The 18,857-nt window shown below is 54.1% G+C and carries 19 protein-coding genes; 10 read left to right on the top strand and 9 right to left on the bottom strand.

What is annotated here, in order from left to right; genetic code table 11:
* Nucleotides 1-46: 46 nt before the first annotated feature.
* Complete coding sequence (gene panB / locus AAGA79_RS02735; RefSeq protein WP_411827247.1) at nt 47-838, top strand: 3-methyl-2-oxobutanoate hydroxymethyltransferase; 792 nt, start codon at nt 47-49, stop codon at nt 836-838.
* The gene (gene hemW / locus AAGA79_RS02730) at nt 838-1,938 is read left to right on the top strand and encodes a radical SAM family heme chaperone HemW (protein WP_411827246.1); all 1,101 of its coding nucleotides are present in this window, start codon (nt 838-840) and stop codon (nt 1,936-1,938) included. The genes panB and hemW overlap by 1 nt, the downstream gene beginning before the upstream one ends.
* Before the next feature lie 43 nt (nt 1,939-1,981).
* On the opposite strand, the gene AAGA79_RS02725 is transcribed toward hemW, so the two are convergent.
* Genes AAGA79_RS02725 through AAGA79_RS02715 form a run of 3 tightly spaced genes read right to left on the bottom strand, consistent with a single transcriptional unit; the run spans nt 1,982 to nt 5,633 of the window.
* Entirely contained in the window at nt 1,982-2,698 is a 717-nt protein-coding gene (locus AAGA79_RS02725; RefSeq protein ID WP_411827245.1) for a purine-nucleoside phosphorylase, read from the bottom strand.
* A gap of 22 nt (nt 2,699-2,720) precedes the next feature.
* A complete protein-coding gene (locus AAGA79_RS02720; RefSeq protein WP_411827244.1) occupies nt 2,721-3,392 on the bottom strand; it encodes a hypothetical protein in 672 nt (223 codons plus the stop codon).
* 60 nt (nt 3,393-3,452) lie between these two features.
* Nucleotides 3,453-5,633, bottom strand: coding sequence for an excinuclease ABC subunit UvrB (locus AAGA79_RS02715; protein WP_411827243.1), 2,181 nt, complete (start codon nt 5,631-5,633; stop codon nt 3,453-3,455).
* 99 nt (nt 5,634-5,732) lie between these two features.
* Between AAGA79_RS02715 and AAGA79_RS02710 the strand changes: the two genes are divergently transcribed.
* Together AAGA79_RS02710 and AAGA79_RS02705 are read left to right on the top strand one after the other, a co-directional pair.
* Nucleotides 5,733-6,506, top strand: coding sequence for a hypothetical protein (locus tag AAGA79_RS02710; protein ID WP_411827242.1), 774 nt, complete (start codon nt 5,733-5,735; stop codon nt 6,504-6,506).
* A gap of 135 nt (nt 6,507-6,641) precedes the next feature.
* Complete coding sequence (locus AAGA79_RS02705) at nt 6,642-7,499, top strand: hypothetical protein (protein ID WP_411827241.1); 858 nt, start codon at nt 6,642-6,644, stop codon at nt 7,497-7,499.
* Between the two features lie 46 nt (nt 7,500-7,545).
* Here AAGA79_RS02705 and AAGA79_RS02700 read toward each other — a convergent pair whose 3' ends face one another.
* The 5 genes from AAGA79_RS02700 to AAGA79_RS02680 all read right to left on the bottom strand — a co-directional run bounded on the left by AAGA79_RS02700 (nt 7,546) and on the right by AAGA79_RS02680 (nt 11,122).
* On the bottom strand, nt 7,546-8,946 hold the full coding sequence (locus AAGA79_RS02700) for a hypothetical protein (RefSeq protein WP_411827240.1): 1,401 nt from the start codon (nt 8,944-8,946) through the stop codon (nt 7,546-7,548).
* 154 nt (nt 8,947-9,100) lie between these two features.
* A complete protein-coding gene (gene folE2, locus AAGA79_RS02695) occupies nt 9,101-9,874 on the bottom strand; it encodes a GTP cyclohydrolase FolE2 (protein ID WP_411827239.1) in 774 nt (257 codons plus the stop codon).
* A gap of 104 nt (nt 9,875-9,978) precedes the next feature.
* Nucleotides 9,979-10,221 (bottom strand): 30S ribosomal protein S18, encoded by a 243-nt coding sequence (rpsR, locus tag AAGA79_RS02690; protein WP_411827238.1) that lies wholly within the window; start codon nt 10,219-10,221, stop codon nt 9,979-9,981.
* Between the two features lie 5 nt (nt 10,222-10,226).
* The gene (rpmG, locus tag AAGA79_RS02685; protein ID WP_200350839.1) at nt 10,227-10,400 is read right to left on the bottom strand and encodes a 50S ribosomal protein L33; all 174 of its coding nucleotides are present in this window, start codon (nt 10,398-10,400) and stop codon (nt 10,227-10,229) included.
* A 29-nt stretch (nt 10,401-10,429) separates the two neighbouring features.
* Complete coding sequence (locus AAGA79_RS02680; RefSeq protein ID WP_411827237.1) at nt 10,430-11,122, bottom strand: TraR/DksA family transcriptional regulator; 693 nt, start codon at nt 11,120-11,122, stop codon at nt 10,430-10,432.
* A gap of 266 nt (nt 11,123-11,388) precedes the next feature.
* Between AAGA79_RS02680 and scpB the strand changes: the two genes are divergently transcribed.
* The 4 genes from scpB to mutM are packed head-to-tail and all read left to right on the top strand — an operon-like array spanning nt 11,389 to nt 15,909.
* Nucleotides 11,389-12,048, top strand: a complete 660-nt coding sequence (gene scpB, locus AAGA79_RS02675; protein ID WP_411827236.1) for an SMC-Scp complex subunit ScpB — start codon at nt 11,389-11,391, stop codon at nt 12,046-12,048.
* The gene (gene pheA / locus AAGA79_RS02670; protein WP_411827235.1) at nt 12,045-13,115 is read left to right on the top strand and encodes a prephenate dehydratase; all 1,071 of its coding nucleotides are present in this window, start codon (nt 12,045-12,047) and stop codon (nt 13,113-13,115) included. Before scpB ends, pheA begins: the two co-directional genes overlap by 4 nt.
* A 32-nt stretch (nt 13,116-13,147) precedes the next feature.
* Nucleotides 13,148-15,058, top strand: a complete 1,911-nt coding sequence (locus tag AAGA79_RS02665; RefSeq protein ID WP_411827234.1) for a c-type cytochrome domain-containing protein — start codon at nt 13,148-13,150, stop codon at nt 15,056-15,058.
* 29 nt (nt 15,059-15,087) lie between these two features.
* A complete protein-coding gene (gene mutM, locus AAGA79_RS02660; protein ID WP_411827233.1) occupies nt 15,088-15,909 on the top strand; it encodes a bifunctional DNA-formamidopyrimidine glycosylase/DNA-(apurinic or apyrimidinic site) lyase in 822 nt (273 codons plus the stop codon).
* A gap of 1 nt (nt 15,910) precedes the next feature.
* Here the strand turns inward: mutM and AAGA79_RS02655 are convergent, their stop codons facing one another.
* Nucleotides 15,911-16,963 carry a peptidase M42 gene (locus tag AAGA79_RS02655; RefSeq protein WP_411827232.1) on the bottom strand — a complete coding sequence of 351 codons (1,053 nt, stop codon included), beginning with the start codon at nt 16,961-16,963 and terminating at the stop codon, nt 15,911-15,913.
* A gap of 130 nt (nt 16,964-17,093) precedes the next feature.
* Here AAGA79_RS02655 and AAGA79_RS02650 point away from each other — a divergent pair, with 130 nt between their 5' ends.
* Both AAGA79_RS02650 and AAGA79_RS02645 read left to right on the top strand, forming a co-directional pair.
* Complete coding sequence (locus AAGA79_RS02650; protein ID WP_411827231.1) at nt 17,094-17,513, top strand: hypothetical protein; 420 nt, start codon at nt 17,094-17,096, stop codon at nt 17,511-17,513.
* Nucleotides 17,514-17,617: 104 nt separating this feature from the next.
* Entirely contained in the window at nt 17,618-18,814 is a 1,197-nt protein-coding gene (locus tag AAGA79_RS02645; RefSeq protein ID WP_411827230.1) for a DEAD/DEAH box helicase, read from the top strand.
* The last annotated feature ends 43 nt before the right edge of the window (nt 18,815-18,857 follow it).

The raw sequence follows: 18,857 nt of genomic DNA, 5'->3' as shown, positions 1-18,857 counted from the left end.
CACGCTCCCGGAGGCTTTTCCATTTCATACAACCTGTAATTACCCAGTGACTCCTCAGCAAAAGGTCGCCTCTTTCAGAGATAAAAAAGGGCCCGGCTCCATCGCGGCACTTACTTGTTACGACTATCCTACTGCCCGCTTACTTGATGAGGCGGAGATTGATGTCCTCCTCGTTGGCGATTCCCTCGGAATGGTTGTTCTAGGCTTCCCGGACACCACACATGTCACCCTCTCCCACATACTTCATCATCTGGAAGCCGTCGCTCGCGCAAAGCCTAAGTCGCTCATCATCGCGGATCTCCCTATTCACACCTACGATGATCCCGCCCAAGCTCTTGAAACAGCCCGGAAGCTATCCGCCGCCGGAGCCGATGCAGTGAAACTGGAAGGCGGCATCCGCCAGTCTGAGAAAGTAAAAGCCATCACCGAAGCCGGCATCCCCGTTTGTGGCCATCTGGGAATGCTACCCCAGCGCGTTCTTGAAGAGGGCGGCTACTACAAGAAAGGCAAAACACCGGAACAGACCAAAGCACTCCTGGAAGGAGCCAATGCCCTCCTCGAAGCAGGAGCCTTCGCTATCGTGCTGGAGTCACTCACCCCGGCCGCCGCCCGGTCTGTTACCAAAAGCATTTCAATCCCCACCATTGGCATCGGTTGCGGAGACGCCACCTGCGATGGCGAAATTGCCGTCATAACCGACCTTCTCGGCTCCTACCCTTGGTTTGTCCCACCATTTGCCAAACCAGAGGCTCAACTGGCCACACAGACCTCACAGGCCGCAGCAAAATACCTGCAAAGAGTCCGCGCTCAAGCTACCCAAGAACGTTTCAGACCTTAGTGCTTCTCTACCTCCACATCCCCTTCTGCCACCGTATCTGCCCCTACTGCTCCTTTTATAAGCACACTCCTGGCAGCACACCCATCGGCAAGTTCGTTGGCGCACTTGGTGAAGAAGCCCTTCAAAGAAAAGGCAACCTGCCACTTTCCTCCAACCCCACTTCCATATACCTGGGCGGCGGAACACCATCGATGCTTTCCTCAAAGCACCTTTCGGCCCTATTCGCATCACTGCACAATGCCTTCGATATCACCGAAGCCACTGAGATCACCCTTGAGGCGAATCCCGCAACATTCGACCTGAAGAAGGCCCGCCACTTCAAATCCCTGGGTGTCACTCGAGTTTCCCTCGGCATACAATCCTTCACTTCCCACGTGCTCGAGACCCTCGGCAGGGAGCACTCTCCCGAGCAGGCGTCGGATTCCGTGAAACTTCTCCGTGAGGCAGGAATTCCATCGATCAATATCGACCTTATGTTTTCCATTCCCGGCCAGTCTCTCGCCGATTGGGAAGCCACTCTCCATACGGCGATCTCACTGAAACCGGATCACATTTCCGCATATAATCTCACCTACGAGGAAGATACCGCATTCTTCGACTCCCTTAAAAACGGCACATATTCGGAAAATGAGGATCACGATGCGGATCACTACCATTTGGCTGAGAAACTTCTGACCTCCGCTGGTTTCGATCACTACGAAACCTCAAACTACGCTCAACCCGGCCACCACTCGCGCCATAACCAGGGATACTGGCAAGGCAGCGACTACCTGGGCCTCGGTCCTTCCGCAGTCTCCACAATCGGCAACATCCGCCAGAAAAATATCCCCGATACCGCCGCCTACATCAAACAGGTAAACGCTATCGGAAATGCAATCCACGAAACCGAGGAACTCACCTCTGCCCAACGCCGCATTGAGCTGATTGCCCTCGGCCTACGGACCACCAAAGGCATCCCCATTGATCTTCTCGTCCCGGAATCTCTAGAAAGAGCCAGGGTTCTTGCATCTGAAAACCTCCTCAGAATCGGCGATACCCGCCTCCATCTCACCGCTCTAGGCCGCCCTCTCGTCGACCCCATAGCTGCGGAGCTCATCTAGCTACTCCGCTCTATCGGCTGTTTCACAGATACAATACGTCTCTCTAGAGCACCTTCTCGAGAAGTTGAACCATCGCCCCACCAGCAGCCTTACCGGTTTCCAGAACCTCTTCATGGTTCAGCGTCTCCTGCATTCCGGCCGCCCAATTGGTCAGGCATGAAAAACCAGCCACACGCATACCCAGAGCCTTCGCCTGAATCGCCTCCAGCACAGTGCTCATTCCGACAGCATCCGCTCCTAATGTGCGGACCATCCTTACTTCGGCAGGTGTCTCATATTGTGGACCTCTCAGACCGGCATACACGCCCTCGTTGAGCTTCATGCCCAGCGTTTTTGCCGCAGCTTCAAATTCAGCTCTCCAAGCCCTATCATAGACCTCGCTCATATCCACGAAATTTGCCCCCATCAGTGGAGTCGTGGCAGTGAGGTTCAGGTGATCGGAAAGCATCATCCACTCCCCCGGCAGGTGTGCCTTGTTTACAGTGCCGGCTGCGTTGGTAAGGATGAGCGATTCTACACCCTGCTCCTTCATCCAACGGACACCGGCAGTCACCACCTGGGCACTGTGCCCTTCATACAGATGGACCCGACCCTTCATCAAAACGACCTCGCTACTCCCGAGTTTTCCGAAAACAAACTTCCCCGAGTGGCCGGGAACGGTGGATACAGCCAGACCGGCATCCTCGAAGGCCACCTCGCGGCTCACCTCCACCTGATCGGCTAAAACACCAAGCCCGGACCCTAAAACAATACCTGTCATAATAATTAATTCGTTAAATTTCCTAGCCCCTCTTCCGCTCCAGTAGAATCATCATCATGAAGGAAAGAATTAGATTCAGCTCCTCGCGGGGTGAAAGCTCACCCAGCTTCTCGATGGCAAATTTCCCCTCCCACATCGCCGCCTGCTTCGTGATCCGCATCGCCTCACCGCCAGCCGTACGGTTCGCTATGTAGCTCGGGTGGCAGAAATATCCGGTAAACATCCCCACCACTGGAATTTCCCCCAAAAGCGAATCCATCACCTTCGACCATGGATTTGCTTCATGGATCGAGAAATCAGATTGGTTATCTCCCGGATTAAAGCACTCGTAATGCGCCTTCCAGATGGAGCGCCAGCCCTTCCGGCCCACACTTCCGATTTCCGTCCCATCCGACTCCGTGAAATTATAGCGCGCCGACCAATCGATCACCTTGTTGGCCTTAATTTCGGCCAGCAGCACGCTCTTTGATTTATCGGTGAAAATTTCCACATGCTCGCGGAATTTGAACATCTTTTGCTTTGTATAAATCAGCACCCGTCCATTCGCATCCGTCACAGTCGCCTGGCTTGCGAGAGCGATAATCTTGAAGGAAATTTTCAGCGGGTAAGCGATCCCCGCAAGATGGTTTGCAATACTGTTAGAAGTCACGTGAGCGCTACCAATGGGGGTAGTAAATGAATTATCCTGAGCCATAGCGAAAGACTGTGAGCTTCACCGTAAATGGCAAGCTTCATGATGCCACGGATACGCCGCCTAGGTTTTCTTTTTCGCGCGTTTTCTCCCGTATTTCACCTTCTTCTGCGGCGGCATTACCGGAGTATCATTTTTCAGAGTAGCAATCTGATCCCGCAAATGCGCGGCCCGCTCGAACTCCAGCTTCGAACTCGCATCCCGCATTTCCTGCTCCAGCTCGGCTATCACCCTCAGTTTATCGTAACTAGTCTCATCCTCCGCCACCAGAGAGGCGTTTAGCTTCTCCGCATGCGCCTTGCCCTTCTCATGGGTGTGCAGGCTCTGCTGGACAGCGCGGATCACCGATCTCGGGGTGATTCCGTGCTCCTCATTGTGCGCAATCTGCCGCGCACGCCGGTATTCAGTCACATTTATCAGCGTCTGGATGGAATCCGTCACCACATCCGCGAACAGAACACATTCCCCATTCACATGCCGCGCCGCCCTACCCGCCGTCTGTATCAGCGATGTCTCATTTCTCAGGAAACCCTCCTTATCCGCATCCAGAATACATACCAGCGAGACCTCGGGTAAATCCAGCCCCTCCCGCAGCAAGTTGATACCGATCAGAATATCAAAAGTCGCCGCACGCAGTTGCCGGAGGATTTCAACCCGCTCGATAGCATCGATATCAGAGTGCAGGTAACGGCACTTCAGCCCCGTCCCGGAAAGATACTCAGCAAGATCTTCCGCCGTCTTCTTCGTAAGCGTTGTAATCAGCACTCGTTCACCTTTCTCCACCCGCTGCCTGCAAAGCTCGATCGTCTCATCAATCTGCCCCTTCAGCGGGCGCAGGCTCAGGATAGGATCCAGCAAACCTGTCGGCCGGATAATCTGCTCCACCACCAGCGGAGTCCCCCGCTTTTCCGGATGAAAATCTTCGATCGCCTCCGCATTTCCTGAAGGAATCACTTTGATCTTCTTCAGATCGAACGGCGTGAAACCCTCCTCACCAGCCTTGGGTTTGACCGGGATATATTTCTTATTTTCCGGGCGAGAATTCACGATATCGAACACTCCCGGCGTCGCGGAAACATAAACGCGCTGGTTCGTCATCTCCATGAATTCATCAAAGCGCAGCGGCCTGTTATCCAACGCGGATGGCAGCCGGAACCCGTGATCCACCAGCGTCGTTTTCCGGCTTTTATCTCCCTCGAACATCCCGCCGATCTGGGGAATCGATGCATGGGACTCATCCACTAGCAACAGGAAGTCCCTCGGAAAGAAATCCAGCAGCGTATGAGGCCGCGATCCCGGCGGCCGCCCTGTCAGGTGCCTCGAGTAGTTCTCGATTCCCTGGCAGAAACCCATTTCAGTCATCATTTCCAGGTCATATTCCGTCCTCATCCGGAGACGTTGCGCCTCGATAAGCTTCCCCTCCTTCTCCAGCTCCGGAATGCGCTGATCCAGCTCCTCACGGATCTTTTTGATAGCCACCTTCATTTTATCACCCGCCGTTACGAACTGCTTCGCCGGATAAAGCGTGTGACTTTCCAGCACCTCGATCACGTTTCCACTCACCGTATGGATGGAGGAAACCCTCTCCACCTCGTCACCGAAGAATTCGATACGTATCGCCGTCTCATCAAGATAGGCGGGATGTACCTCCACCACATCTCCCCGCACCCGGTATTTCCCCCGGCCGAATGCGATGTCATTTCTCTCAAACAAAAGGCTCACCAGTGCACTGAGCAGCTCCTCCCGGGAAATCTGCTGCCCGGTCCAGACCGGAAACATCATGTCCTTGTAATCCTCCGGCGACCCCAAACCGTAAATACATGAAACCGAGGCAATCACGATCGTATCCTTCCGCGTAAGCAGCGATCCCATCGTCGATAGCCGCAAACGCTCGATCTCTTCGTTAACCGAAGAATCCTTTTCAATATAAGTATCGGACCGCGGAATATACGCCTCCGGCTGGAAATAATCGAAGTAGGAAACGAAATACTCCACCGCATTGTGCGGGAAAAAATTCTTCACCTCGGAGTAAAGCTGCGCCGCCAGAGTCTTATTGTGGCACATGATCAGCGCCGGCTTTCCGTGCCGCGCAATCAGATTTGCCATCGTGAAAGTCTTCCCTGATCCAGTCACCCCCAGCAACGTCTGGTGCCTGTTCCCTGCCTCCAGGGATTTCACCAACTTCTCAATGGCCTGATGCTGATCACCCTGCGGGCTGTAATCACTGGAAAGACGGAAAGGCATATCAAGAGAAGATGAACGGCTCCGGCGATAATTCCAGCGGGGATTCTCAGCAGAAATTCCATACGCGACATCCGGCGGCCTGCGGCTCTTACTTCACCAGTGAATTTCGCAAAAGCACTCCTCTACTTCGCGTTCTGCCTATCCGTCCTATCCTGCGCACCCGTTGCTACTGATCTAGGTGCCGAGAACTCCGGAAAGAAACCATTCAATCAACTCGATCTCGCCAGCAACGCCTGCGGCCCGGCAGCACTCCTCAATTCCTGGCGCTTTGGAAATCCTCGCTGGGAAACACTCTCAAAAAATCCACCGAACCTTTCCGACCGCGAACGCATCCGCTCCATCGCCCGCGGACCCGCCATGCGCGAATCCTCCTCATTACCCGGCCGCGCCCGCTGGACTAGAAACGGAATCAACCTCCTCGACCTGCGCGATGTAGCGAACGAGATCAGCCAACTGGAGCGGCTCCCCCCCATCTCCCAGGAAACCTTTTTCCTCAGACCCGCGGAATCCCAGGCCAGCCTCCTGAAGCGTGTTCACACACATCTCGGCAGATCACTTAACAACGGATTTACGCCGCTGCTCAGCATCCGCCAATACGAGTTAAAAGGTAAAGCCTGGGAAGGAAATCGCGGCCATTTTGTGACCGTAACCGGAATTTCTGAGATTCAGGATAATGGCTTCCACGTGAAATACATTGATCCGCTTGGCGGAAAATTCTGCTCGGGGGAAATACAAATCAGTTCCAGATCTTTCCTTTCATCCCAGCCCGAAAGAAACCCCAATCTTGAAGCAATTTTCCCACAGACAAGGATTGGCAGCTCATCCGGCAGAAGCGCATACATCGCGGTCTCAGCCTCCCTCGGCCAGTTCTAGACTGGATAAGCCGTTTAGCATTTCACCAAGCCTTTCAGGCCAGTTCTCAATGGCGAGATCAGGCTGAATTCATATTTCATTAAAACAAACGATGCTTGTCTCATTTTCCCAGAGAAATGAAGCTAGCCGGAGACCATGCAGCCAGGATCAAAACGCCCTCAAATCTGGCTCTGGCCGAACCTCGTAGGATTGGACGCGCCCATAGTCGCCGTTTGCTGGCAGTGGTTCCTTGCTGATGTATTCTCAGTTGATCTACCGGACATCTACCACCTGATCCTCGCCCTCAGCGTGTGGTGCATCTACCTGGCAGACAGGCTTTATGACGCACTCAATGCGCGCGATTTCGCCGGCGGAACGCATCGCCTTCAGTTTACGAAAACATACTTCCGCCCGCTAATCTGCATAGTCTCGGCAGCCGCAGCGTGGAATCTGTTCCTGATCTGGCAGAATGCCTCGGTGGATCTAATCCGGAATGGCCTCCTGACCGGCGGGCTGGTGATTATTTACTACGGATCACGTATTTTTGGAAAAAAATTCCTCTCAGCCATCTTCCCGAGGGAAATTCTCTGCGGATTTCTATTTACAGCCGGAACCAGCTTAGCCGTCTACACTTATGGAACCGCTCTAGACCCGTTCCGTTTCATTTTTGCAGTTACAGCTTTCGGGATCCTATGCTCATTGAACTGCATTCTAATTTCCATCTGGGAGCAAAACGAAGATCTGGCTGTCCGGGACCTCTCCTCGGCAAATCGGTTTGCCGAACTTCCGAAAATTGTTCCACGCATCAGCCTTGTTCTAGCCATTTTTTTAACCCTTTGCATTCCACTTGGCCCGCCACGATTTCTCCTCGCGGTTTCCCTCGCGGCCGTATTCCTCACCTGCCTCGCATTCTATGAGAAACTCCTAAGCAGAGAAGCAATTCGCGTTCTGGGAGACACCGTACTCCTCACCCCAATCATAGTCGCAGCCGTTGCCAAATTTACAGGTGGGTGAGGTTGAAATATTTGTTCGGGACGACTTGAGCAGAAATTGGTGAACCTTAAATCCCGAATACTTTTCCTACCGCCCCCAGAACTCCGTCCCAGAACCGCGCGGCAGGATTTTTCTTCCCAACCGAAACCTGCTGTTGAAGGACACATCCAGTGCCCTGGAAGAAATCATCAAACAGAGCATTTTTACCCCAGACGTAGGCTACGAATGTCTCCGCACGCTTTGGCGAATAGTTCAAATATGGGCTAAAAGCCACCGTCAGATTGCTGTTCACCCTACGCCCCGGGTGCTCAGGCAAAACATCCTCCGCCTGAATACCCCGCTGTGCGGAAAACACTAATTTCGCCGGCCCTTCCACAATCATATAACGAAATTGGAGATTTACCCACGCATGAAGCTTCCAGAAAACCCACTTTGACCGAATTCGCGGCGGCGAATTGTCCGGATGCGTTACTGCGACCAGATAATGGGGGCGGAAAACCATGGATTTTCCCAACGGGATCGTCACCACAGCCAGCTCCTCGGTTGCATCCCCTTGGGTTGAAAGAGTCACCTGACCACTCACCTCTCCCTTGTTTCGAATCTTCGTCAAAATAAATAGTCCGGCCGCCAAACTCGAAAAGGGATACTGCCAGTCGATCAACCACTTGGTCCTCTTCTCAAAGTCTCCCATCGTCCCTTGAAGGTAATCCACCTTCGTCATCATCACCTCTCCCAGTTCTAGAATAATCCGCTGTGCAGGATGACTTGGCGTCGCCGTGACCTGCTCGCTCACAGCATGATCAGCACCCAGTAAAATCGGTTTGGAAACCTGCGCGATCGGCGCGATCAAATAAAACGCCAGCACTTTCCATAACAGCGGAACAACAATAATCGCCGCCAGAATACCCAGAGCAACCAACGCCATCTGTCGCAATTCATTCTGCATCAGTGAATCGAATTTCGAACGCATCTCCTCAATCTCACGCAACTGACGTTCTTTCTCATCCCGAAGAAGCTCCTTATCCTTCAGCACCTCCTCGCTTTCGCCGCCCTCGATCTGAATCTGATTCCGCTCGCCCTCCAGCGACTGCTTCTCCTGTTCCAGCATCTTCATTTTTGCCTCCAGGCGACGCTTCTCCGCCTTGATTTCGTCATTCCTAAAAATGTTTTTGATCTTCTCCAGCCAATCATTCAGCTGCTTCCGCTCCTGCTCCAGCTTTCGTAGCTCACGCTGTTTTTGCTCGATCGTATCCGTAACCGCATTCGCCCTCTCAGCCAGCTCCCCGGCCAGAGCCTTGGTATCGCTCAGCTCTGCGATCGCCATTTCCAGCTCCTTCTCATGATATTTCACCACCATGGGAGGCACCACCTTGATCACGAAAACCACAAGCAAGAGCCCCAGTATTATCACATAAATCATCGCCTTACTGGCGATCCACATCAGGACTCTTGCGATAATTTGAAACATACTTCAGGGGTAATCTAATGCCTGAACAGCGTACAATCCACGCCAAACATCCTAACACCGTTTAGGAAAAACGGCTCGGAAAGATATCGGAAAGTGGTTTCCCACGGATTTCTACCCAGGCATCTATCATGCCGCGGCTCATGCTACGAGGCCATCAAGCCTCAATCATCGCATATGCATTGTGATGATGGATGGATTCGAAATTCTCCGCCTCCACCCGGTACCACATGATCCCTTGATGGGACTTCAATTTCACCGCCACATTCCGGGCCAGATCCTCTACAAAAACAGGCTGATCATAGGCGCGCTCTGTCACGGCCTTTTCATCGGATCTCTTCAAGCCCGCATATAATTCGCAACTTGCGGAACTTTCAGCCAATTCGATCAGCTCTTCAAAGGTCAGGTCGGTTGAAGCTTCCACGGAGATCGTAACGACTCCCCGTTGATTGTGTGCACCGCGCTCACTGATCGCCTTGGAGCACGGGCAAAGAGTAGCCACTGGAATCTGGACGCTCAGAAAAAGCTGACTCTCTTCCTTTGTCGAATAGCGGTATTCCATTCCCAGCTCATAGTCCATCAGACTCTCCATCCGGGACACAGGCGCTTCTTTTTTCCTGAAAATTGTAAATTCGCACCCGATATAGGCACGTTCTGCCTGAAGGCGTGAGGCCAGACTTTCGGTCAAACGGGCAAGCGACGCTCCGCTGAGCGGCTCCTTGAAATCATGGAGTGCCTCCACAAAGCGGCTCATATGAGTCCCCTTCAGGTGAGCAGGCAGCTCAACCGTCATTTCATACTTGGCGACCGTGGATTGCTCCTCATCCGCACCGACATAGCGGGCAGGATAGCGCAATTCACGGATACCGACACGATCGATCACGATTTCGCGATGATCCGGCTCATTCTGGGTGTCTGGCAAACCCTGCATCAGCTTCTGTTATTCTGAAATTTTGGATAAAAAAACCCGCCCGTAAAATCGGGCGGGCTTGAAAATTCGAGTTCCATGCGTTCCCGCGGGGTCCCGGATACCAGTTATGGCATCAGGTTAATCGCACGGGACTGCTTGATCGCGTTGTTGATTTTGCGATGCAGCTTTGCAGAAACACCAGTTACACGACGTGGAAGAATCTTCCCTGTCTCTGTGGTGAATTTGCTGAGGATCTCAGGATTGGTAGGCAACAATTGCTCGACAGGGATGTCCTGTCTGCGGCGCGTCATCTGACGGTTCGCCTTACGGAAATTGATGCGGCGTTGAATAGTCTTTGGCTCGGACATGATAATTAGCGGAGTTCGCGGTGAAGGGTTCTACGCTTAAGGAAGTGATTGAACTTCACTTTCTCCAGGCGGCCCGGAGTGCGGAGACTTTTCTTGTTACGTGTCGTTACGTAACGGGATGTTGGTTTACCCTCGGCTTTCGCTTCGGTGCATTCAAGAATGATTATTTCGCGTGGCATGACTCGGTTAGTGGGGGGCGGATACTGGCTTAATCGTCGTCGCCGTCAAGCGAAACCGTATTAGAATTCTCATCTTCTTGCGGTTTTCCTCCACTGAAGCCCACTTCATTGGAGGGACGGAAGCGCCTATTTCCATATTCTTTCTCCCATTCTGCCTGACATTCAACGGTTAGGCGGGCAAATGGAATCGCCTCAAGACGGGCGGTAGGAATTTTTTTCTTCGAAATCTCACATTGGCCATATTTCCCGGCCTTGATGCGAATCAATGCGTCGTCGATCTCGTAGAGAGCGTCCTGCTCCTTGGCCAATACGGATAGAGCAAAATCGCGGTCATACGCATCGCTACCGGCATCACCCTGGTGCTGGCCGCTGCCTGAAGCATCGCTACCTTCGGGAGCATTGCGGATAGTATCCCTCGTCATTCCGGTCATCGCTTCCACCAGTGTGTCGCGGAGATCCAGCAAACGCTGGCGCTGCTTTTCAATAAATGCAGGTGTATGATTGCCAGAACCACCTGAATTTTTAACAGGCTCGGACTTTGGCGGCACAAACTTCGGCCGGATCGGCGCGGCTGGTGGCGGAGTATCAACTAATGATGGCTTCTTCACCTTCTTGCTTACCGCCTTCTTCAAGGCCGTTTTCTTCACTACTGCCTTGCCGGTATCGGGAACTGTTTCGGCATTTTTTGCCGCTGTCTTCTTGGTGGTTTTTTTCGCAGCCATGTGGGAAAATCTTTCGGAAAATAAAATCTGATAAAAACCCGGGCAATAGTATTCAAAAGAACTCACCAAGGGCGCGGTGGATTAGCCCTTGAGATGGCGCACATCAAGGGGAAATTTCATTTTGCTCACTATTTCTTTACCTACCGCCCCTACCGCGAAGCTTGAATTGCCCCACCAGTTCACTACCTTACCGCTCCGCCATGCAACTTAGCGCGATAATAGAATCACTACTTGTAGCCTCACAGGACCCACTTTCTTCTGAAGAAATGGCACGCCTGATACGCGCTCGGGTCGCAGAGGCGGAAGATGTGCAACTGCGGGAGGCCGAGGCCGGCACAGCCCCTCCTCCGCTACCGGAATATCTCTCCACCCTTGCCAAAACCTCTGCCGAGAGCGTCTCAAAAGCCGTTGCCGGGCTTAACCGACACTACATCGAGACTAATCGCGCTTTCTCCATCCTTGAGCGTCCGAAGGGCTGGAAACTTTTCACCCGCACTGACTACGGCGAATTCGTCCGCCTCCTCTTCCCCGGCAGGAAACCAGAGCGCCTTTCCGGCCCCGCCATGGAAACGCTCGCCATCGTGGCTTATCGCCAACCTATCACCAAAGCGGCCATCGAAGCAGTCCGCGGAGTCTCGTGTGATGGCATGATTCAAAAACTTCTCGATCGCGACCTCGTCCGAATCAGCGGACGCGCGGAACTTCCCGGCCGCCCGCTCCTCTACAAGACCACCGATCTTTTTTTCGAGCACTTCGGCATCAATTCAATCGATGATCTTCCCAACGCTTCCGAACTCCGTCGCGTAAAATTGCCGGAGCCGGAAGAAAGCCAGCCCGCTTCCGAACAGGAACAACTCCAACTCTCCGCCTCCGGCGAATCACCTTCTTCCGGACAAACCGAAGACACACCTTCCAAAAACGCATGAGCCTCGACCCCATTCGCAAACAGATCGACCTGATCGACCAAGAACTCCTCAACCTCCTCTCCCAGCGCGCCGATCTCGTCCACGAAGTCGGAGTCGTAAAAAAGCGGGACGGACTACAGATCTACGCCCCGGAGCGTGAGCAGGCGCTGCTCGATCGCCTCGTCCAGATGAACCAGGGCCGCCTACCTGAGAAATCAATCAAAGCCATCTACCGGGAGATTATGTCCGCCGCACTCGCGCTCGAGGACGACCTGAAAATCGCCTATCTCGGGCCGGAAGGCACCTGGACACATCAGGCCGCCATCAAAAAATTCGGCCATTCCGTGGACTACTCCCCACAGCCGAATTTCTCCGACGTTTTCGACCAGGTCGCCCGCCGCCAGGTCAGCTACGGCGTGGTTCCCATTGAAAACTCCACCGAAGGCGCAGTCTCCCATACTCTCGATCTTTTCGTGGATTCCCCACTCCACATCTGTGCCCAGATCCTTCTTCGCATCGAAAATTGCCTCATGGCATCCATCCCGAAAGAGGAAATCAAAACCCTCTACTCCCATCCGCAAGTCTTCGGCCAATGCCGGAACTGGATTTTGAAAAATTATCCCGAAGCAGACCTTGTGGAAGTATCCTCCACCACCAAAGCAGCACAGCTTGCCAAAGAAAAGGCACACGAAGGAGCCGCCGCCCTCGGTGGCGCACTCGCCGCTGAAATTCACGGCCTCACCCTTTACGAAACCTCGATTCAGGACCGCGCCACCAACACCACACGTTTCCTCGTCATTGGAGAGAAATCCTGCCCACCCACCGGCAACGACCGCACCTCCATCCTCTTCGCCATCAACGACCGCCCGGGCTCCCTCGTCAATGCGCTCCAGGCATTCGAGCACCTCCATATCAACCTCTCGAAGATCGAATCCCGCCCATCCAAGCGCAAGGACTGGGAATACATCTTCCACGTTGATCTCTCCGGTCACGCCGAAGAAGAAAACATCGCCCAGGCCCTTGCCGAGCTCTCCAACCATTGCTCCATGGTCAAGGTTCTCGGCTCCTACCCTGACGTCACCGAGTAGGTCTCGACTCCCGCTTAAGCCACTTACCGTGAATGACCGCCGCCATCGGAATACTGAAAACCCGGCAGTCATCCCCGCGTATCATTACCTTGATGCGCTCACTCCTTCCCTTTCTCTTCCTATCCACAGGCCTGCCAGCCCAAGAGGAGAAAATTTCCTTCGAGGACCACGTATTCCCTATTTTCGAGCAGTCCTGCCTGAATTGCCATAACCCGGACAAAAATAAAGGCGGCCTCGATCTATCCACCTACTCGGCCACCATCCGTGGCGGCTCCTCCGGGAAAATCGTGGAAGCCGGCGATACATCCTCCACTCTTGTCAATCTGGTCAATCACAGTGCGGAGCCAGTCATGCCGCCCGAAGGTGAAAAACTCTCCTCCGAGCAAATCTCCATCCTAGAAAAGTGGATCGAAAACGGTTTACTGGAGACAAAATCATCCAAGGCAAAAGCCCCTTCAAAGCCCAAATTTGAAACAGCTCTCCGCTCCGATCCTTCCGCAAAACCCGAAGGCCCGCCGCCCATGCCGCAGGATCTTTTGCTGGATCCTCCGGTCGTCACCGAAAAATCCAGCGCCGTTCACGGCATCGCCACCTCCCCATGGGCACCACTTCTAGCCATCACGGGCCAGAAACAAATTCTCCTCCACCACACAGGCACACTTCAGCTCATCGGCATTCTCCCTTTTCCCGAAGGCACCCCTACCTCACTCACCTTCACGCCCGATGCACGCTACCTTATTGTCGGCGGTGGTGTTCCGGGAAAAAATGGCACCACCGTCACCTTCGATATCACCACCGGACAACGCTCCCTCACCATCGGCAAGGAATTCGATACCATACTCGCCACCGATATCCGGCCATCTTTCGATATCGTCGCCACCGGCGGCCCATCGAAGCTCCTGAAACTCTGGGACACCCAAACCGGGGAACAACTCCACTCCATCAAAAAGCATACAGACTGGATCACCGCGCTCGATATATCCCCGGATGGCAAACAACTTGCCAGCGGCGACCGCAACGGCGGCATCCACGTATGGGAAAGCAAATCCGGGAACGAAATCCACTCCCTCCGCGGCCATGAATCCTCCATCACCGCCCTCTCCTACCGCGCGGACTCCAAAATCCTGGCCTCCGCATCGGAAGACGGGACCCTCCGCTTCTGGGAACCGAACAACGGCAACGAAATTAAAAAAATCACCGCCCACAAAGGAGGAATCACCGACCTCGCCTTTTCCCCGGACGGACACCTCATCACCGTCGGCCGCGATCAGAAAGCCCGCCTCTGGAAACCGGACTTCAATAAACTCCGCGAATTCACTCTCCCAGCTCTCCCTACCGCCGCAGCCATTGATTGGGAAAAGAAATATGCATTCATCGCAGACGCCACAGGCAAAGTCCACGCACTCCAGTTTGGAGGGAAAAAAGACGCCAAACCCTTGAGCATCCCCACCAATCCTCCAAGCATAGCCACCCGACTCCAGCGAATCGCGGAGAACATCAAAACTGCCAAGCCGGAACAACTCCCTAGCCTCCGGCAACAGCAAAACCACTGGCAAGCCGCAGCAATCAACACCGAAACTATTTACAAAACCCAGACTCTTGAAGCCCTCGATCTGGAGAAAGCCCGTGACTTGGATCAATTCAGAGAAACACTCACCCAACTTGATCAGCTAACCAACTCTCTCCGCTCCAGCCGAAACCTCTCCCGTCATTTCGCCGAATCGCTGAAAAACGCACCCGAAGCCCACCTCCCGGAAGCAGAAATCACCCACCACGCACTGGAAGCTTCATCCGCCAACCAATCCGGAATCCTCCATCAAAAGGAGCTCGAGCTATTCTTCATTCGTAATCAAACCGACACCCGCTCCCGCGAAATCGCCCAGATTCGTGCCGCCATCCAATTGCTGGAAAAACAATACCGCGATACTCTAACCAATAGATAACCAAGCCTTTTCACCGAACCTGAAACCTTATGCCAGAACTCCCCGAAGTAGAAACCACCCGCCTCGGCATATCACCACATCTCATCGGGCAATCGATTTCTGAAATCATCATCCGCCGTTACGATCTACGCTGGCCCATCACCCCCACCATCCCCGAGCTCACCGGCGAGACCTTCACCTCCATTCACCGTCGCTCGAAATACCTTATACTGGAAACCAGCAACGGACAGGCCTTGCTCATTCACCTGGGAATGTCCGGCAGCCTCCGCATCATCAGCCCGGCTGAAGACTGGAAGAAACACGACCACTTCGCCATCTCCCTCTCCAACGGACTTCAGCTCCGCTACCACGACCCACGCCGTTTCGGCCTCATCCTCCAGATCCCCGTATCTGAAATAGAGACCCATAAGCTCCTGAAGAAACTCGGGCCGGAACCATTGGAAGAAACCTTCACCCCCCTCCACCTCCGCACCGCCCTCCAGTTCAAAACCATCCCTATAAAAACCGCCATCATGGATGCGAAAACCGTGGTCGGCGTAGGAAACATCTACGCATCGGAAAGCCTTTTCCGCAGCCGCATCCATCCTTCGCTACCCGCTTGTAAACTCACCAAGCCAAAAGCCGCACGCCTCGTCGCAGCTATCAAGGAGGTCCTTCAGGAATCCATTACCCAGGGAGGCACCACCCTCCGGGATTTCCTTAATTCAAATGGCGAACCCGGCTATTTCAAGCAACGCCTCTACGTCTACGACAGGAAAGACCAGCCCTGCCGCATCTGCCAGACACCCATTTCACACCTGGTCATGGCCCAGCGCTCCACCTATTTCTGCAAAACCTGCCAGAAACCCTGATTCAGCGGATGAATGTCGAAAGCAAACCAATCGCAGCCTTGATCGAGTTCAGGGAAGCCGTTTCCTCCGCCGTGTGATAACCGGTCGTCGGGATCTGCAAAGTCGTCCCGTTGATCTGACCCTCACTCGCCAGCGCCAAACGCCCGAGCTCGGTCCTTCCCAGCGATGAAGGCTTCTCCCTTAGAAGGTTTCTCTCCTCGATCCACTCGTCCTTGAAGCCATAGGAAATTCCCAGAACATCACAGCGCGCCACAATTTCCTCGGTGAACAACGGATCAAACCAAGCCGTCGCGTCTTTTCTGCGCAACACCACATCCTGCATCCCCGCCTCCTCCTTCGTAGGATACGGGCTGGTATCCAGCACCAGCAGCCTGCTCGTCGTGATCGACTCACGCCGCAGCCACTCCAGCGCATACCGCCAGCTTCTTCCCGCCTCCTCCTGGGCAGTGAACAACGCCGTCCCCTGGAAACCGATCGAATATAAATAAACGATCAAGGCCACACTCAGCACATTGTCCAACTGCGCGGAAATGTGCGTATCCGTCAGCTTCAGCCTATCCAGGAAAGCCAGCGGAGTCCCAGGCTCCAGATACTCCAGACCATCTAGCTCAAAAATCAGGTTCAGCCTCTTCTGGCAGAGGTAACCCGCCCGGATCGTCCCCTGCCCTACATAAGTCCCCGTATACGGCAAATGCGCCTGCACCCTTTGCCCCGTGAACCGGTCCGCAATCATCGCCACCATCTGCTCCGAAACAGAATCCCCTGTCAGCTCACTCTTGTTCCCCGCAATAAATGCCGCGTATTGGAACTCGTTCGGCCCCGTGCACACCAGCCCATGCCGATCCACGTGCGCGGAAAGCACCACACTTTCAGGATCTTTCCCTTTCGCCACCAACACCCCGCTATGCCGCTCCACGGAAATATCCATCTCCTCCAGCTCTCTCCTCAGCACCCGGAAAAACGAATCCTCCGCCCCCACCACCGATGGCTCCCGGATCAAATGCCGCAACGTAATTAGAAACGCGGATAGATCCGCTGTAGGTGAAGGACTCATGAATTGAAAACCCATTAGCACATCAAATGCCGCAACAGAAAAGCAAATCGCATAGCCTTTTATAAAACCGATCCCCATGGAAATTCCCCCTCGCCCCACCCGCTCTTCCTACCCCAGACTCCCCCCGAAAATGAAACGCCTCCTTCTCTCCCTCCTCCTCGTATTCCTTCCGGTCGCAGCCTCCGCCCAAGAGGACATGTGGGCACCAACCACCAAAACACCCACGGAATTAAAGATCGGCTCGGACCTGCGCAAACAGCTCTTCGATCAACTCCGCGCCCAAACAGACGGAAAAGTAAAATTCCAGGGAAGTCTCAAGACCTGCCGGAACTGGGCCTTTTTCAGCGGAAACACCCTCGATCTGAACAACAAACCAAAGGTAATCGTAAAAATGGGAGAAGACTGGGGAAACCCAGATGCCTGCGCCCTCTGGCTCAAAACCTCCAAAGGCTGGGTCCTCGTCGACTTCAGCTTCGGCCACAGCGATGCATTCTACATCATGTGGCCGGATCAATACGGAGCACCGAAAGATTTTTTCAGACACGACTGAACCTCACCAACTCCACCCGCCCCTCCCTGACCCCACATTTGCCTGCTTTCCAGCCATTCTCCATCCTTGACCCCGCGCAAGTAGCCGCATAAACCCCTCATCTCATGGGATTTGACACACTAGGCCTCTCGGCCCCCGTTCTCGAAGCAATCGCAGAATCTGGCTACGACACACCAACACCAATTCAAGCACAGGCCATCCCTGTGATCCTTGAAGGTAAAGATGTCATCGGCGCATCCCAGACCGGCACCGGTAAAACAGCAGCCTTCGCCCTCCCGTCACTTTCCAAAATCGAGAAAATGGGCAAAGCCCAAATCCTCGTCCTCGAGCCAACCCGCGAACTAGCCCATCAGGTCGCAGAGCAATTCGAAAAATACGGCAAACACACCGGCATGAAGGTCGCACTTCTCTACGGTGGAGTCGGTCTAGGCAAACAAATGGAAGACCTCGCTGACGCTGATATCGTCGTAGCCACACCAGGCCGCCTCGTCGATTGCTTCTACCGTGCAGCCATGCGCTTCGGTCATATCAAAATCCTCATCCTCGATGAAGTTGACCGCATGCTCGATATGGGATTCCTCCCACAGGTCAGGAAAATCGTAAACCTCTGCCCATGGGAAGGCCGCCAGACACTCTTCTTCTCGGCCACCATGCCAGCGGCCATCCAGACCTTCGCACAATGGTGCCTCGTGGATCCTATCTCCATCGAGATCGCCCGCCGCACCGTCGCCACAACCGTCTCCCACGCATTCTACCCGGTCTCAATCGATCAGCGCGATGAGCTCCTCCTCGGCCTGCTCGAGCAAACCGACTACCACTCCATCATGATCTTCACCCGCACCCGTCGTGAAGCGGATGAAGTCACCGGCATGATCAAACGCTCCGGCCAGCCGAAGGTCGCCGCCATGCACTCGGACATCAACCAGACGGACCGCATGAAAGCCCTCGCAGGCTTCAAAAGCGGAGAATACCAGATCCTGGTAGCCACAGACGTAGCCGCACGCGGCATCGATGTCTCCGGCGTATCCCACGTCATCAACTACCGCGTCCCTGAGAACGCGGAAGACTACGTGCACCGCATCGGCCGAACCGGCCGTGCCGAAGCGGAAGGTGATGCATTCACCATTCTCACCGCGGATGAGCTCGACTTCGCCACATCCGTGGAAATTTTCGTAGACCAGAAAATCGAGCGCAAAAAACTCGATAACTTCCCCTACATCTACACCGCCCTTCTCGATACAGATCCCGTAAAACCGATCCGTCGCAAGAAAACCGGTGGCGGGCGCAAAAAGCGCAGATAGGCACCCCAACGAATCCGCTGGAAAAAGCGAGCTCCCACCTCGA

Origin of the sequence: Luteolibacter sp. AS25 (assembly GCF_046736275.1) — a bacterium.
In the GTDB taxonomy this organism is placed as follows: domain Bacteria; phylum Verrucomicrobiota; class Verrucomicrobiia; order Verrucomicrobiales; family Akkermansiaceae; genus Luteolibacter.
This window is presented reverse-complemented; position numbering and strand designations above follow the sequence as displayed.